Below are 14,816 nucleotides of genomic sequence, written 5' to 3'. Positions count from 1 at the left end.
ATTAAGCGATTTATATCCAAAATCCATAATTCATAAAGGGACATGGGTTCTGCAAATTTGTTACAAGATACACTGGCGGAACAACTGCTAGAACTTGCCCTCAAATCTGGTGCTGAGGCTGCGGAAGTATATCAGTCACGATCGCTTTCTCGACCAGTTTTTTTTGAGGCTAACCGTCTCAAACAACTAGAAACCAGTCAATCTGAGGGTACAGCCCTACGGCTATGGCGGAATGGTTGTCCCGGTTTGACGGTGGCTTATGGCGATGTTGATCCCCAAGCTATGGTGGAGAAATCTTTGGCACTGAGTCAATTAAATCCACCGGAAACAGTAGAATTAGGGACTTATGGCGAGGATTCTTACTCAGATTTAGGCACATCTGTATCCGTAGAGATGTTGATTAACTGGGGCAAAGAAGCGATCGCCTTAATTCGTGATGTCTATCCAGATATTCTTTGCCATAGTGACTGGGAATGCGATATAGAAAACACTAGACTGATCAACAGCAAAGGTTTAGATTCTCACTACACCGACACCACACTTAGCTGCTATATGTCAGCGGAATGGGTGAGAGGTGATGATTTTCTCAGTGTTGCTGATGGTCAAACTCAACGCGATAAACTCAACCCAGAGAAAGTAGCCAGCCAAATTTTACAGCGATTAAATTGGGCTAAAGAAAACATTCCTAGTCCCAGTGGTCGTAGTCCTGTATTGTTCACTTCCAAAGCAGCAGATATGCTGTGGGGAACTGTGCAATCAGCTTTGAATGGTAAACACATCTTGGAAAAAGCTTCCCCCTGGGCAGATAGATTGGGTAAACCAGTTATTGCCCCCACCCTGACCCTTTACCAAAACCCAAAAGCTGGTCCCTATAGTTGTCCCTTTGATGATGAAGGTCAACCTACCCAGTCATTGATATTTATCGAAAATGGGATTTTACGGAATTTTTATAGCGATCGCACTACTGGACAACAATTAAACAGCGGTAGCACTGGTAATGGTTTTCGCCCTGGCTTAGGTAGTTATCCCACTCCTGGATTATTTAACTTCCTGATTCAACCTGGTGATCTTTCCCTATTAGACTTGATTAAAAAGATGGATGATGGCTTAATTATCGATCAAATGTTAGGTAGTTGTAGCGGACTATCAGGTGATTTTTCCATCAATGTTGATTTGGGATATCGGGTCAAAAACGGGCAAATAATTGGCAGAGTCAAAGATACAATGGTAGCAGGTAACGTCTACACAGCCCTAAAACAAGTGGTGCAACTAGGTGGAGATGCGGATTGGAATGGTTCTTGTTATACACCATCGCTGATAGTAGAAGGACTATCCATTACTGGGAAAAATAGTTAATATTATACATCTCAGATCCCCGACTTCTTCAAGAAGTCGGGGATCTAACACAACGCAATGATATAGACGTTTGGGAAGGGTGGGGTATGAGGGGTATTGGGGGGATGGGACGAACAGGGGAAGTTGTCTCTTCTCTCGCGTCGAGACTTGTAAGTTTTAACATTTAAGAGTTACAGAAAAATATTCTGAATCAGGATAACCAGGATTAAAGGATTGACAGGATGGTAATTTATAGATGGTTTGTTTGGTGATGAAAGTTGTATTTGTCAGAATCAGGATAACCAGGATTAAAGGATTGACAGGATGGTAATTTATAGATGGTTTGTTAGTGATGAAAATTGCATTTGTCAGAATCAGGATAACCAGGATTAAAGGATTGACAGGATGGTAATTTATAGATGGTTTGTTTGGTGATGAAAGTTGTATTTGTCAGAATCAGGATAACCAGGATTAAAGGATTGACAGGATGGTAATTTATAGATGGTTTGTTTGGTGATGAAAGTTGTATTTGTCAGAATCAGGATAACCAGGATTAAAGGATTGACAGGATGGTAATTTATAGATGGTTTGTTTGGTGATGAAAGTTGTATTTGTCAGAATCAGGATAACCAGGATTAAAGGATTTTCAGGATGGTAATTTATAGATGGTTTGTTTGGTGATGAAAATTGCATTTGTCAGAATCAGGATACCCAGGATTAAAGGATTTTCAGGATGGTAATTTATAGATGGTTTGTTTGGTGATGAAAATTGCATTTGTCAGAATCAGGATAACCAGGATTAAAGGATTTTCAGGATGGTAATTTATAGATGGTTTGTTAGTGATGAAAGTTGTATTTGTCAGAATCAGGATTAAAGGATTGACAGGATGGTAATTTATAGATGGTTTGTTAGTGATGAAAGTTGTATTTGTCAGAATCAGGATAACCAGGATTAAAGGATTTTCAGGATGGTAATTTATAGATGGTTTGTTTGGTGATGAAAATTGCATTTGTCAGAATCAGGATACCCAGGATTAAAGGATTTTCAGGATGGTAATTTATAGATGGTTTGTTTGGTGATGAAAATTGCATTTGTCAGAATCAGGATACCCAGGATTAAAGGATTTTCAGGATGGTAATTTATAGATGGTTTGTTAGTGATGAAAGTTGTATTTGTCAGAATCAGGATTAAAGGATTGACAGGATGGTAATTTATAGATGGTTTGTTAGTGATGAAAGTTGTATTTGTCAGAATCAGGATAACCAGGATTAAAGGATTTTCAGGATGGTAATTTATAGATGGTTTGTTAGTGATGAAAGTTGTATTTGTCAGAATCAGGATTAAAGGATTGACAGGATGGTAATTTATAGATGGTTTGTTAGTGATGAAAGTTGTATTTGTCAGAATCAGGATAACCAGGATTAAAGGATTTTCAGGATGGTAATTTATAGATGGTTTGTTTGGTGATGAAAATTGCATTTGTCAGAATCAGGATAACCAGGATTAAAGGATTGACAGGATGGTAATTTATAGATGGTTTAAATTATTCAAAAACAATCATTCAGAAACATCCTGAAAAAAACCAACTCCCCACCAAAAATCATTCAATAATATCCTCTACATCCTCAAATCCTGGAAATCCTGATTCAGACAAAAAAAATCATCAACTCCCCACCAAAAATCATTCAATAATATCCTCTACATCCTCAAATCCTGGAAATCCTGATTCAGACAAAAAAAATCACCAACTCCCTACTAAAAATCATCTAATAACATCCTGTAAATCTTACAATCTTGGTTATCCTGATTCTGAATATTACAGAATAAGATATGATCACATTGGGTAAATAATCAAAATAATCTATTGTTATTAGTATTGATGCAGGGGAGTTTTTTGAATCTGCTTCTGCCATCTTACAACGGAAGTTAGATAGATATTTTGATCGTTTAAAAATCAATCCTTGTAATCATCCTAATATAAAAATTTATAGATGGTTTAAATTATTCAAAAACAATCATTCAAAAACATCCTAAAAAAACCAACTCCTTACCAAAAATCATCCAACAACATCCTGAAAATCCTCAAATCCTGGACATCCTGATTTAAGTAGGTGAACACAATAAAACCAAACTGTGTAAAGAAATGTAAAATCGCCTAAACCCTCTTCACTCTTGCCTCTTGCCTCTTGCCTTTTGCCTTGCCATAACGACAATTTTCAACGCCAACCTACTTAGACAGTCTAATATATATGGGCGCACAGATTTCCACTATATTTAAACGATAACTGAAACTCAAAAACTTGTCAAGAGTATTTTCAATAATTTTACCGTCTTTTCTCATCCAATCTCCTCAGTAAAAATATTTAATATTACTAAATAAGATACCCATCTAAAAAACTCAAGAAAGAGTTAGTTTTAAATTAAAATTTAAAGATTAAAAATTTAAACTTAAAATTTATGATTTCCCTGACAATGCTAACCCAGCAGTTTCGGAACTTTTGGCAACCTAGAAAGGGACTAGCCATAGCAGAAGCTTCTATAATTGGGATAGTAGCCGCTTTATCTGCGGTATTACTCAAACAAGGTTCAGGGTGGTTGGGAACATGGCGAGTGCATACAACTCACATTTTCCCAGCCTGGATATCTCTACCATTTATTGGCCTAAGTTTGGGGTTTCTTTCCGGTTGGTTAGTGCAGCGATTAGCACCAGAAGCGGCTGGTAGTGGCATTCCCCAAGTCAAAGCTGCTTTGGCGAATGTGCCAATTAAACTATCATGGAGAGTAGCTTTTGTCAAGTTAATCTCAGCAATTATCGCCTTGGGTTCAGGATTAACCTTGGGTAGACAGGGACCGACAGTTCAAGTTGGTGCGGGGTTAGCGGCGGGTATGAGTCGCTTAGTTCCCACTTCTCCAGATCATCGCCGCCAAATGATTGCCGCGGGGGCGGGGGCTGGTTTAGCAGCGGCTTTTAATGCGCCTCTAGCCGGGGTCTTATTTATTATTGAAGAATTATTACAAGATTTATCAGGTTTAACTTTAGGAACGGCAATTATCGCTTCTTTTATTGGTGGCGTGATCTCCCGCTGGTTAGGTGGTGGGAGTTTTCAACTAGACTTAAAACTGATTAATCACTCTAGCAGTTTTTCCCTATTAGAAATTCCGACTTTATTAATTTTAGGAATTTTAGCGGGTTTATTAGCAGCTTTATTTAATCAGGGATTAATTTTTAGTATTCAAGCTTACCGCCGTTTACATATTAGTTTACCTTTGCGGGTAGCAATAGCTGGTTTGGCTTCGGGTTTAATTATGTCTTTGCTACCAGAAACTTTTCGGGATAATACAGGTTTGCGGGAGTTTATGATTGCCAGTGAACCAAATATTCCTTTAGCGGGAATTGCCTTTATTGCCCAATTTATCTTAACATTAATTGCTTTTGGTTCGGGCGCACCTGGGGGATTATTTGCACCCAGTTTAATTTTAGGTTCTTGTTTAGGACATATTATTGGCGTATGTGAATTGCAAGTATTTGGATTTGGTTCACCGACTACCTACGCATTAGCCGGAATGGGGGGATTTTTTAGCGCGGTTTCTAAAGTTCCCATTACTGCAATTGTGATTGTTTTTGAAATGACGACAGACTTTAATTTAGTCTTACCTTTAATGGTGGTATCTGTGGTATCTTATCTGGTAGCGGAGAAGGTTGTTCCTGGTTCACTCTATGACAAACTTTTAAAATTAAATGGAGTTGTTATTCAAAAAAATAGTCCGACCCAAGGGATATTAACTCAGTTAACTGCTAAGGATGTGATGCAGTGCTTGGTGGAAACTTTGGAAGCAGAAATGACGGGAGATGAAGTGATTAAGGCTTTTTCTCGTTCCCATCATCGCGGTTTTCCTGTAGTAGAAAATAATAAATTAGTCGGCTTAGTTTCCCAAACTGATTTACAGAAGATTCGGAATCATCTTTTGCCCCATGAAACTCTTTTAAAAGAAATTATGACACCTAAGCCGGTGACGGTGACACCAGCAGATAGATTAAGTCATGTTCTCTATTTATTAGATAGATATCAAATTAGTCGTTTACCTGTGGTAGATGGTAAAAAATTAATTGGGATTATTACTCGCGCTGATATTATTCGTGCTGAAGCAGATCATTTGAATGGCGAAAATGGGGTGACAGGTCCCCAAGCAGAACCTTCTTATTTAGTTTACCAAACTCGATCGCCTAGTATTGGGAGAGGGAGATTATTAGTTACCATTGCTAACCCGGAAACCGCCCCCGTATTACTAGAAATGGCTGCCGCTATTGCCCGCGATCGCCATTATGAAATAGAATGTTTACAAATCATCTTAGTATCCCGTCACATTTCCCCAGCGGAAACCCCAGTCAACACCGCAAAAAGTCGCCGCTTACTCCGACAAGCCGAAAGTTTAGCCAAAAAACTGCACATTCCCATTCATACCCAAATTCGGGTCGCCCATGATGTTGCCCAAGCAATTTTAGAAACAACTAAGGAACGATACATAGATCTAATTTTCATGGGTTGGAAGGGAAATACATCTACCCCCGGCAGGATTTTTGGCAATGTTGTAGATACGGTAATTCGTCAAGCAAATTGTGATGTTGTTTTAGTAAAATTAGGCAATAATTGCCATTCATATCAACAATTTAAACGATGGTTAGTCCCTATGGCTGGGGGACCAAATGCACCCATAGCCATCAAATTATTACCGGCTTTAGTCACTTTGAAAAATGAGATAGAAATTCGCTTAACCCAAGTAGTTAAACCTGGGGAAACAGCACCTGATATGACAGTTTTAGAAGCATCTACCCGGCAATTAATGCGTCACCGTAATTTACAAGGCAATGTTGTTGCTGCATCTTTACAAGCTGAATCTGTCACCACTGGAGTAATTGAGTTGGTGAAAACTGAAGGTTTCGATGTTGTAGTCTTGGGTGCTTCCCGTGAGGGACTATTACAACAAGCCATTCAAGGAAACATCCCCGAAGCGATCGCCTCTGGTGTTGATATTACGGTAATTTTAGTCAGCAGCGCAATGTCTTAACTATGATTTATGTGATTTTAATGAGTTATTGACCATCTTTGTTCTGACAAAAAATATGCATCAAATTACATCATAAAAATCATAAAAACCATAAAAATCATAGTTTAGACACCATTATCGAGAAGCAAGCTGTGGATCTGCCCAAATGCTACCTCTTTCACCGAAAGTTACTGCCTGATCCCCTTCTGCTGAAATATCTACAGTTCTACCATCATTAGTCACTTGCAATAAAGGCCAATTTTCCTCCCCTAATTCACCAGCACGGAATAACACATTATTAGGTTGCTTTTTACTCCAACCTAACAAAATAGCTATTTTTTCGTGATCATCTTCGGATTGCACAGGACTAACTACATTGAGATGATTTTGTTGACGATTCCAAATTACAGCCTGATCTGTGGCATCTGCGGTATTAAAAATAGCCACAAATTTACGGGCTAAAAAGCGATCGCCTTTTTCAGACCAACTCACAGGCACTAATACACCCATATTTCCATCACGATCCGTTTCTACTGACAAACTAGCCTGTCTCTTTAACAGCGGATCAATTACCAAGCTAGTTGATGTCATCACCCGTAACCGCTTGGTTTGTCTATCTTCCACAAACAACACACTATTAACTCGGCTATTGTGCATTTCCGGTTTTACTTGCATTTGCACCCGACTATAAATCGCATACCTGCCATCAGGAGAAACTACAGGAATACTCCGATAGTAGCGGACACCAGAACCACCTTTCCCCCCAACCGCTTCTTGAGTAGCCAAAATCCATTGCCAAGGGATGGGGTGGGGACTACCTATAGGATCAGTTTGTGCCGTCTCTGACTCATTTTGCTGTTCACTAACAGGGATTTCTCCAGTTTTAGGTATAACTGTTGATGTTGCCAATTCCTTAGATACAGCATTCTCACTGACTGGAGAATTTAAATCAGCTTCTGCTTTTGCGTCTTGTGATTTTTGAATTAAATTAACTTGATTAACCGATGTTGGGTTTGGAAATTGTGCCACATTAACTGATGTTACAGTTTCACTAACAACATTATTCCCCACTTGATAACTTTCTCTTTCTATCCCTGAAGTCACGCCATCTTTCGGTAATGAATGTATCCCTTCACCAACGGATATTTTTCCTGTTTGAGAGTTAACTTGAGCAAATTGTAAATTTAACTGCTTAGTAGCAGAATTTTCTGTCAATTTTGGATGAGATTTGCTAATTCCCGAACTCACAATTGCTGCTTCTAATTGTTTCGCTAAGGTAGCATTAATAGATATTCCCACGAAAGGTGAAATTATAATAACTATGGCAATGTACTTGAGAAATGGTTGAACACGGAACCATCCTGACACCAAAAGGGGTTTAAGCATGATGAGACTCTCTAGGGGGCAGTTGCTAAGTGCGGGCAGTATTTATACGGAAATGGAAAAAAGCTATGACTATATGTATATCAACAAACCAAAAGCTTTTACGAGATAATTTAGAGACTTCCAAGAAATAAATTATCCCAAGAAACGAACCACAGAGGCACAGAGTACACAGAGAGAGAATTTTTGCATCAGTTTTGGGACATTTTTTTATTTGGAAGTCTCTTATTCAAATGTTGCATTGCTTTACAAAAGTTTTATTATCACCATTTACCCCCTCATAATCTTTACATAATATACAATCATGACGGGATAGAAGTTAACAGTAAATTACATCTGTTAATAAATACCATCATTATTGTCAGTTCAAGCAACATCCATATTTAATACCAGTAGAATACAGGTATGTTTATCAGGAGTGTAAATTCAAGCATTCAGCCGTCAGCACTTGATTAAGAATCGAATTGATCAGCATTCTGAATGTTAATTTACTGATGTCAGTCTCCCCCATTCAAAACCCCTAAAATCCGGTTTTGGCTGAACACCTACGTAGCCAAAATCTAGAGATGATATTAAAACTTGTCTTAGAGGTTGTTTTAAGTAGTGAGACAGAATTAATTACACAATTTTATTGCGTAAGCGTTGCGTGGCGTTAGCCATATGGAACGAAGTGAAATCAAGCAATTCCAAGGGTTGTGATTGCTTCCCTTCGCTCGCAATGACTGTAAATATTTTTTCCAATTACTTAAAAGTCTAAATTCATACTAACTGAGGCGAATATAATTCGTCAAAAAGTTTTCAAACATCCTTTTAAATCAAGTAATTTCCCAATAATATGCTTTGTTTCTGGCTGGATATAATAGCGCAGGACTTACCCGATCAGAACCTATATATTGGCAAATTCAGATTAACTGATGCACGATCAATAGTAAACAAAAACATTAAATTCATACACCAGAACAACAAACTGTAATTTACACTCGTAACCGCTGCGATTAAGCAAACACAGTCTACTTTGAACTTGGGCAATTATCGAATAATTTTGATTTAGTAGAGAAATGACCAACTCTAAAACACAGCCAGACGCACAAAATCCGTCAACAGTAGATGCAAATAATGATAGGCTTCCGAACCGAAAGCATCGCCGAACTAACTACCTGGACTATTGATAGTTTATCGAAGCTGTTTTTACTCAACTAATAGTAAACACTATACCATCAAACCATGAAAATTTATTTCCCATAATCAAAAATGCTCAACATAATTTTACTAATATTCAGATGTCGCAGTTGTCAGTGATGAGGAACACACTTACCATTAATTAATGACTCATGACTCGTAATTAATGATTAATAACTAATGAAAATAGTATTTTTTGGCACTCCAGATTTTGCGATTCCCACCTTTAAAAAACTCTTGGAAAACAGTGATTTTCAGGTACTTGCTGTAATTACCCAACCAGATAAACGCCGAGAACGTGGGAATAAACTGACACCTTCCCCCGTGAAAACCTTAGCTACAGATCATCATATTCCAGTATGGCAACCGGAAAGACTCAAAAAAGATGTTGAAACCTTAACACGACTCAAGCAGATGGAAGCAGATGTGTTTGTAGTCATTGCTTATGGACAAATTTTGTCTAAGAAAATATTAGATATGCCAAAGCTAGGTTGTGTCAACGTACATGGATCAATTCTCCCTCAATATCGCGGGGCTGCACCAATTCAGTGGAGTATCTACAATGGTGAAAAAGAAACCGGGATTACAACTATGCTTATGGATAAGGGCATGGATACAGGTGATATGCTCCTCAAAGCAACTACACCAATTAATTTACTAGATAATGCTCAGATTTTAGCGGAAAAGTTAGCGATCGCTGGTGCAGATTTACTCATAGAAACCCTATATAAACTAGAACGTCAGGAAATTACACCAACTCCTCAAGATCATGCCACAGCCACTTACGCATCTTTGATTCAAAAACCAGACTATGACTTAGACTGGGCAAAAAGTGCCATCCAATTACACAATCAAATTCGCGGCTTTTATCCTAACTGTATTGCCAGCTTCCGCAATCAACCATTGAAAATCATTGCTACTGTTCCCATAGAGTCAGCGTACATTCAAGAATTACCAGAGCAGTTACAGGAAAAAATTAACAAAATACCTAACTTATCAACTATATCAGGTCAACCTGGAGAAGTAGTAAATATTACTAAAGGACTAGGAGCAATTGTCCAAACAGGGGCAGGTTTATTACTGCTGCGGGAAGTGCAATTAACAGGTAAACGTCCCCAATCAGGATGGGATTTTGTCAATGGGACTCGATTAACTGTTGGTGAGGTAATTGGTAATGGGTAATTGGTAATGGGTAATTGGTAATGGGTAATTGGTAATTGGTGATTGGTGATTGGGTAACATCGTCTCTCCATCTGTTTCCTGTTCCCTGTTCCCTGTTCCCTAATTTTCATAGAACCGACAGGATTTACATGGTCCTTCTGGGTTAACAGCACAACGGATAATTTCTGAAAGAGCATTATAATGACAAGTAGCATCACCGATAACCCAACGTCCCTCTACTAAACTTTTTTCTTCCGGTCTTTGGGCTTTTTGGACATAAATAGCGATATTGTGTAAACTATAGCGTCCTCCTCTAAGCTGATATCTATGGCAACGCTCTAAAACTGCGTAGGTTTTACCTTCAAAATCAAGATAGTTTCCCGGTTGGGGTGTCCAATCAAGTTGTAACTTACCAAGAGACTGACGCGGATGTGTCAAAATTACCTCAGTGGGTAAAGAATTTAGCTCCATGATCAGTTTATGTGATGTGATTTACATACATATAGAGTATCGCAATATTTTGGCGATATTTTTGCTTCGTTCCCCATTTTTGTAGCAACGTTTGATGAAACGTCTTTACAGGATTATAAAGTCATTTAAAAGTTAATATTCCATTACAACTTAACCAGGGCTGATCAATCTATAGAGTATAGATCACAGGTATGATAGATGACCTCCAGAAAACGACTGTTAATTTACACATCTTTACAAATTGCCATGTTTGACAGGGAGTAAGTTGGGTAAACACTAAATGGCGATGTTGCTGATTACAGCTATATAACAGCAATTTTGGGGGATAAATTAGTTAAGGTGTCTATTACATTGTTTAAAGTTATGTAGCCTTTTGCTTACAAGCTATCAAGCCCTGGGGTAAACTATGCCTTGATTATGATTATTTCACCTCAGAAGAACACCCGAAAGGAGCAGTTTTTTCAATGTCTCATACCGTAAAAATCTACGACACCTGCATTGGCTGTACACAATGCGTCCGCGCTTGTCCTACTGACGTACTAGAAATGGTTCCTTGGGATGGCTGTAAGGCTGCTCAAGTGGCTGCTTCTCCCCGCACTGAAGACTGTGTAGGTTGTAAGCGTTGTGAAACTGCTTGCCCCACCGACTTTTTGAGTATTCGCGTTTATTTAGGCGCTGAAACAACTCGCAGCATGGGCTTGGCTTACTAAGAATTTCATTTCTAAATTCTTGGTCTTTTAGCGCTGAGGAGTGAGAGCGGGAGAAACATTTAGATTCTTTCCTCATTCCTCAGCATTTTTGTTGTCAGTTGTCCGTTGTCCGTTGTTCGTTGTCAGTTGTCCGTTGTCCATTGTCCGTTGTCCATTGTCCGTTGTTATATCTATTTGTTTCCTGTTTCCTATTCCTAATAACCAATGACCAATGACCAATGACCAATAACCAATAACCAATTTGCTAAAGTGGCTTATTCATTCCAGCAACTATACTTAAAATTTAATCATCCTGAAACTGGAGTGGTTTAAGCAATGTGTGGAATAGTTGGATATATAGGCACTCAGACAGCGACAGATATTTTACTGGCTGGATTAGAGAAATTAGAATATAGAGGTTACGATTCGGCAGGAATTGCCACTATTTTGGAAGGTGACGTGCATTGTGTGCGGGCTAAGGGTAAATTACTCAATTTGCGTTCTAAACTGGAACAAATCGAAAATCCTGCCCAAATAGGGATTGGTCACACGCGCTGGGCAACTCATGGTAAACCGGAAGAGTACAATGCCCATCCTCATTTAGATACGGCACTGCGGATAGCTGTGGTACAAAATGGGATTATTGAGAATTATCGAGAGTTGCGGGAACACCTGAAGGCACTAGGACATGAATTTCGCTCAGAAACAGATACAGAGGTAATTCCTCATTTGATTGCTGAGTGTTTAAAGCATACTCCTGAAAATCCTAATTCCCCTTCGGTGTTTTTAGACGCGGTGCGAGAAGCTGTAAGTAAATTAGAGGGGGCTTATGCTGTTGCGGCTATTTCTGCTGATTACCCTGATGAGTTGATTGTAGTTCGTCAACAAGCGCCTTTAGTGATTGGGTTTGGACAGGGTGAGTTTTTCTGTGCTTCCGATACGCCGGCGATTGTTCCTTATACCCGCGCTGTGTTGTCCCTAGAGAACGGCGAAATTGCCCGGTTGACTCCTTTAGGAGTGGAAGTCTATAACTTTGCGGGAAATCGTTTGAAAAAGCATCCTCGGACTCTGAACTGGAATCCCATTATGGTGGAAAAACAGGGATTCAAACATTTTATGCTCAAGGAAATCTATGAGCAACCGGGGGTGGTGCGGGATTGTTTAGAGGCTTATTTCTCAACAGTGGAGAATGGAGAAATTACTGCGGAATCACCGGTGAAATTGGATTTACCAGCGGAATTCTACGCAGATTTAGAACAAATTCAAATTGTTGCCTGTGGTACAAGTTGGCACGCGGCATTGGTGGGTAAATATTTATTAGAACAGTTGGCAGGAATTCCAACTCAGGTACAATATGCTTCAGAGTTTCGATACGCGCCTTCACCTTTAACTGCTAATACTCTGACTGTTGGGGTGACACAATCTGGGGAAACTGCTGATACATTGGCGGCTTTGGCGATGGAAAAAGAACGCCGACAGGGGAAAGAATCTAAGTATCAAGCGCGACTTTTGGGGATTACTAATCGCCCAGAAAGTAGTTTAGGGAATATGGTGGCGAATATTATCAATACTCATGGGGGAATTGAAATTGGTGTAGCGGCGACGAAAACTTTCATAGCGCAATTGATGGCGTTTTATGCTTTGGCGCTAGATTTGGCTTATCGTCGTCAGGAGATTAGTGATTCGAGATTTGAGGAAATTCTCACGGGTTTACGGCAGTTACCAGGGGAAATTGAAGCGATTTTGGAAACTCAAGAACGTTATATTGAACATTTGGTACATGATTTTTCAGAAACAAAAGATTTTATCTTTATTGGGAGAGGAATTAATTTTCCGATTGCGTTAGAAGGGGCTTTAAAATTAAAGGAAATTAGCTATATTCATGCCGAAGGCTATCCAGCAGGGGAAATGAAACATGGACCAATTGCGTTGTTAGATGCGAAAGTTCCGGTGGTGGCGATCGCTGTTCCTGGTAATGTATATGAAAAGGTAATTTCTAATGCCCAAGAAGCAAAAGCCAGAGATTCCCGTTTAATTGGTGTAACTTCTGTAAAAGATGGAGAAGCGGCGGAAATCTTTAATGATTTAATTCCGGTTTCGGAGGTTGAGGAAATTCTTTCGCCAATTCTCACAGTAATTCCATTACAGTTGTTAGCTTATCACATTGCGGCGCGGCGTGGTTTGGATGTGGATCAGCCGAGAAATTTGGCGAAGTCGGTGACTGTGGAATAAATTTTAACATCTGGTATCCTTTAGGCAAACCACGTTGTAGAGACATTTCCTGAAAAATCTCTACATCAGCATTAAACCATCCTGTAATTGATGAGATATGTAAGGGTAAAGCAAGAGCTTCATTGGTGTCAAATTAAGCTCAAATCCCTACCAAATCTCGTTCCTAGTCTCTGACTAGGAATGCAGTTGATGAGGCTCTGCCTCTAATATTATTGAAGGCAGAGCCTTCTAGAGTTCATTCCCAGTCAGAGACTGGGAATGAGATGACTTGAGTTCTTTGCGGGATAGAGGTTTTACGTTAAGTTGACACCAATGTTACCCCTACGATATATCGAAGTCAAGGTAATTCATGTTGATTTAATATCAAGACTTACGCAAAATATTCCTCAAACCCTCATTTCTCCGTGTTCTCTGTGTTCTCTGTGGTTCGTTATTCCGTGACTCGTGCATAAGTCCTAAATATCACTAAAATTAATAACATTGACAGGTTGGCTACCACTTTTTTGTTAATTTGTCAATAGGAAATTTTTGCGATCGCTCAAATTAGATCATTTCTGAGCAAATTCATGGCTAAAATTGTTGAGGGAATAGTTATTAATTTTGTAAAGTTTTGTATTAGCCTGGGAAATTAATTTCTGAACCTACTGTCAATAAAGAGTTTGAGACTAACATCTTCTGAAAGATCTAAAATTGACAATAATAACCCAATTATGAAATTCTCTGAAATTATAGCAAATCGCTGAAAGTATAGCAACCTCGTTGATAAATAGAAAAGATTCTCAATTAATTATTAAGGAAATATAAAGGCAAATTGCTAAAAGTTATAAATATCAAAAGTATTATTGATTTTCTATAATTTAAACTTATCATATAGCCATTATGAATAATATATCTGATAAATAGCATCTAGGATAAAACTAAGAGCATATTATTGGATTATAATTCTGAGATAGCGAAGCGCTGCTACAAGCAGTTCGCTCTTTCGGTACACAAACCCTAAATCTATCCAGATTAGCAGCTTTCACAATTGAAGATGGTATCATATATTCTCGGTTTGCTTGATTACGCGCGAGGAAATACAGCGATTTGAGATCAAACGCGGTACAAAGATGGTAAATTTTAAAGATGTGAAAAAAAGAAAATAATTGAAATATATGGCAGCAGCATATTCACCACCTTCATAATCTGAGTTAGTAGATTCTGACCATGAAAAATTCAGAAAGTAGGGGCGCAGGGTCTGCGCCCAGAAACGATTCATCAATAACAGCATGAAATTTATTTACCCCAACCCATAATGGCTATTAAGAATGGTTGCTTTA

11 protein-coding genes are annotated in these 14,816 nt (G+C 38.7%); 5 read left to right on the top strand and 6 right to left on the bottom strand.

What is annotated here, in order from left to right; all coding sequences use genetic code 11:
- The first annotated feature begins 42 nt into the window (after positions 1-42).
- A complete protein-coding gene (locus AA650_RS04480; protein WP_053538128.1) occupies positions 43-1,356 on the top strand; it encodes a TldD/PmbA family protein in 1,314 nt (437 codons plus the stop codon).
- A gap of 474 nt (positions 1,357-1,830) precedes the next feature.
- Here AA650_RS04480 and AA650_RS27595 read toward each other — a convergent pair whose 3' ends face one another.
- From AA650_RS27595 to AA650_RS04470, 3 genes are read right to left on the bottom strand one after another with little or no spacing between them, the layout of a single operon-like run.
- Positions 1,831-2,028 carry a hypothetical protein gene (locus AA650_RS27595; protein WP_199924376.1) on the bottom strand — a complete coding sequence of 66 codons (198 nt, stop codon included), beginning with the start codon at positions 2,026-2,028 and terminating at the stop codon, positions 1,831-1,833.
- Between the two features lie 35 nt (positions 2,029-2,063).
- On the bottom strand, positions 2,064-2,345 hold the full coding sequence (locus AA650_RS04475) for a hypothetical protein (protein WP_053538127.1): 282 nt from the start codon (positions 2,343-2,345) through the stop codon (positions 2,064-2,066).
- 35 nt (positions 2,346-2,380) lie between these two features.
- On the bottom strand, positions 2,381-2,815 hold the full coding sequence (locus AA650_RS04470) for a hypothetical protein (RefSeq protein ID WP_053538126.1): 435 nt from the start codon (positions 2,813-2,815) through the stop codon (positions 2,381-2,383).
- Positions 2,816-3,793: 978 nt separating this feature from the next.
- Here AA650_RS04470 and AA650_RS04465 point away from each other — a divergent pair.
- Positions 3,794-6,403 carry a chloride channel protein gene (locus tag AA650_RS04465; RefSeq protein WP_053538125.1) on the top strand — a complete coding sequence of 870 codons (2,610 nt, stop codon included), beginning with the start codon at positions 3,794-3,796 and terminating at the stop codon, positions 6,401-6,403.
- Between the two features lie 114 nt (positions 6,404-6,517).
- On the opposite strand, the gene AA650_RS04460 is transcribed toward AA650_RS04465, so the two are convergent.
- A complete protein-coding gene (locus AA650_RS04460) occupies positions 6,518-7,768 on the bottom strand; it encodes a hypothetical protein (protein WP_053538124.1) in 1,251 nt (416 codons plus the stop codon).
- Positions 7,769-9,124: 1,356 nt separating this feature from the next.
- Here AA650_RS04460 and fmt point away from each other — a divergent pair.
- The gene (gene fmt, locus AA650_RS04455) at positions 9,125-10,126 is read left to right on the top strand and encodes a methionyl-tRNA formyltransferase (protein WP_053538123.1); all 1,002 of its coding nucleotides are present in this window, start codon (positions 9,125-9,127) and stop codon (positions 10,124-10,126) included.
- A gap of 99 nt (positions 10,127-10,225) precedes the next feature.
- Here fmt and AA650_RS04450 read toward each other — a convergent pair whose 3' ends face one another.
- Positions 10,226-10,576 carry a DUF6464 family protein gene (locus AA650_RS04450; protein WP_053538122.1) on the bottom strand — a complete coding sequence of 117 codons (351 nt, stop codon included), beginning with the start codon at positions 10,574-10,576 and terminating at the stop codon, positions 10,226-10,228.
- Between the two features lie 464 nt (positions 10,577-11,040).
- Between AA650_RS04450 and psaC the strand changes: the two genes are divergently transcribed.
- Positions 11,041-11,286 (top strand): photosystem I iron-sulfur center protein PsaC, encoded by a 246-nt coding sequence (gene psaC, locus AA650_RS04445; RefSeq protein WP_015080270.1) that lies wholly within the window; start codon positions 11,041-11,043, stop codon positions 11,284-11,286.
- Positions 11,287-11,358: 72 nt separating this feature from the next.
- Here psaC and AA650_RS27590 read toward each other — a convergent pair whose 3' ends face one another.
- Complete coding sequence (locus AA650_RS27590; RefSeq protein ID WP_199924375.1) at positions 11,359-11,526, bottom strand: hypothetical protein; 168 nt, start codon at positions 11,524-11,526, stop codon at positions 11,359-11,361.
- 75 nt (positions 11,527-11,601) lie between these two features.
- Here AA650_RS27590 and glmS point away from each other — a divergent pair, with 75 nt between their 5' ends.
- On the top strand, positions 11,602-13,497 hold the full coding sequence (gene glmS, locus AA650_RS04440) for a glutamine--fructose-6-phosphate transaminase (isomerizing) (RefSeq protein WP_053538121.1): 1,896 nt from the start codon (positions 11,602-11,604) through the stop codon (positions 13,495-13,497).
- Positions 13,498-14,816: the final 1,319 nt, after the last annotated feature.

The sequence above is a fragment of the Anabaena sp. WA102 genome, assembly GCF_001277295.1.
Classification (GTDB): Bacteria; Cyanobacteriota; Cyanobacteriia; order Cyanobacteriales; family Nostocaceae; genus Dolichospermum; species Dolichospermum heterosporum.
This window is presented reverse-complemented; position numbering and strand designations above follow the sequence as displayed.

Coding starts and splice junctions, on each gene's coding strand:
- AA650_RS04480 (WP_053538128.1), top strand. CDS start 43: ATGGGTTCTGCAAATTTGTTACAAGATACACTGGCGGAACAACTGCTA.
- AA650_RS27595 (WP_199924376.1), bottom strand. CDS start 2,028: ATGCAATTTTCATCACCAAACAAACCATCTATAAATTACCATCCTGAA.
- AA650_RS04475 (WP_053538127.1), bottom strand. CDS start 2,345: ATGCAATTTTCATCACCAAACAAACCATCTATAAATTACCATCCTGAA.
- AA650_RS04470 (WP_053538126.1), bottom strand. CDS start 2,815: ATGCAATTTTCATCACCAAACAAACCATCTATAAATTACCATCCTGAA.
- AA650_RS04465 (WP_053538125.1), top strand. CDS start 3,794: ATGATTTCCCTGACAATGCTAACCCAGCAGTTTCGGAACTTTTGGCAA.
- AA650_RS04460 (WP_053538124.1), bottom strand. CDS start 7,768: ATGCTTAAACCCCTTTTGGTGTCAGGATGGTTCCGTGTTCAACCATTT.
- fmt (WP_053538123.1), top strand. CDS start 9,125: ATGAAAATAGTATTTTTTGGCACTCCAGATTTTGCGATTCCCACCTTT.
- AA650_RS04450 (WP_053538122.1), bottom strand. CDS start 10,576: ATGGAGCTAAATTCTTTACCCACTGAGGTAATTTTGACACATCCGCGT.
- psaC (WP_015080270.1), top strand. CDS start 11,041: ATGTCTCATACCGTAAAAATCTACGACACCTGCATTGGCTGTACACAA.
- glmS (WP_053538121.1), top strand. CDS start 11,602: ATGTGTGGAATAGTTGGATATATAGGCACTCAGACAGCGACAGATATT.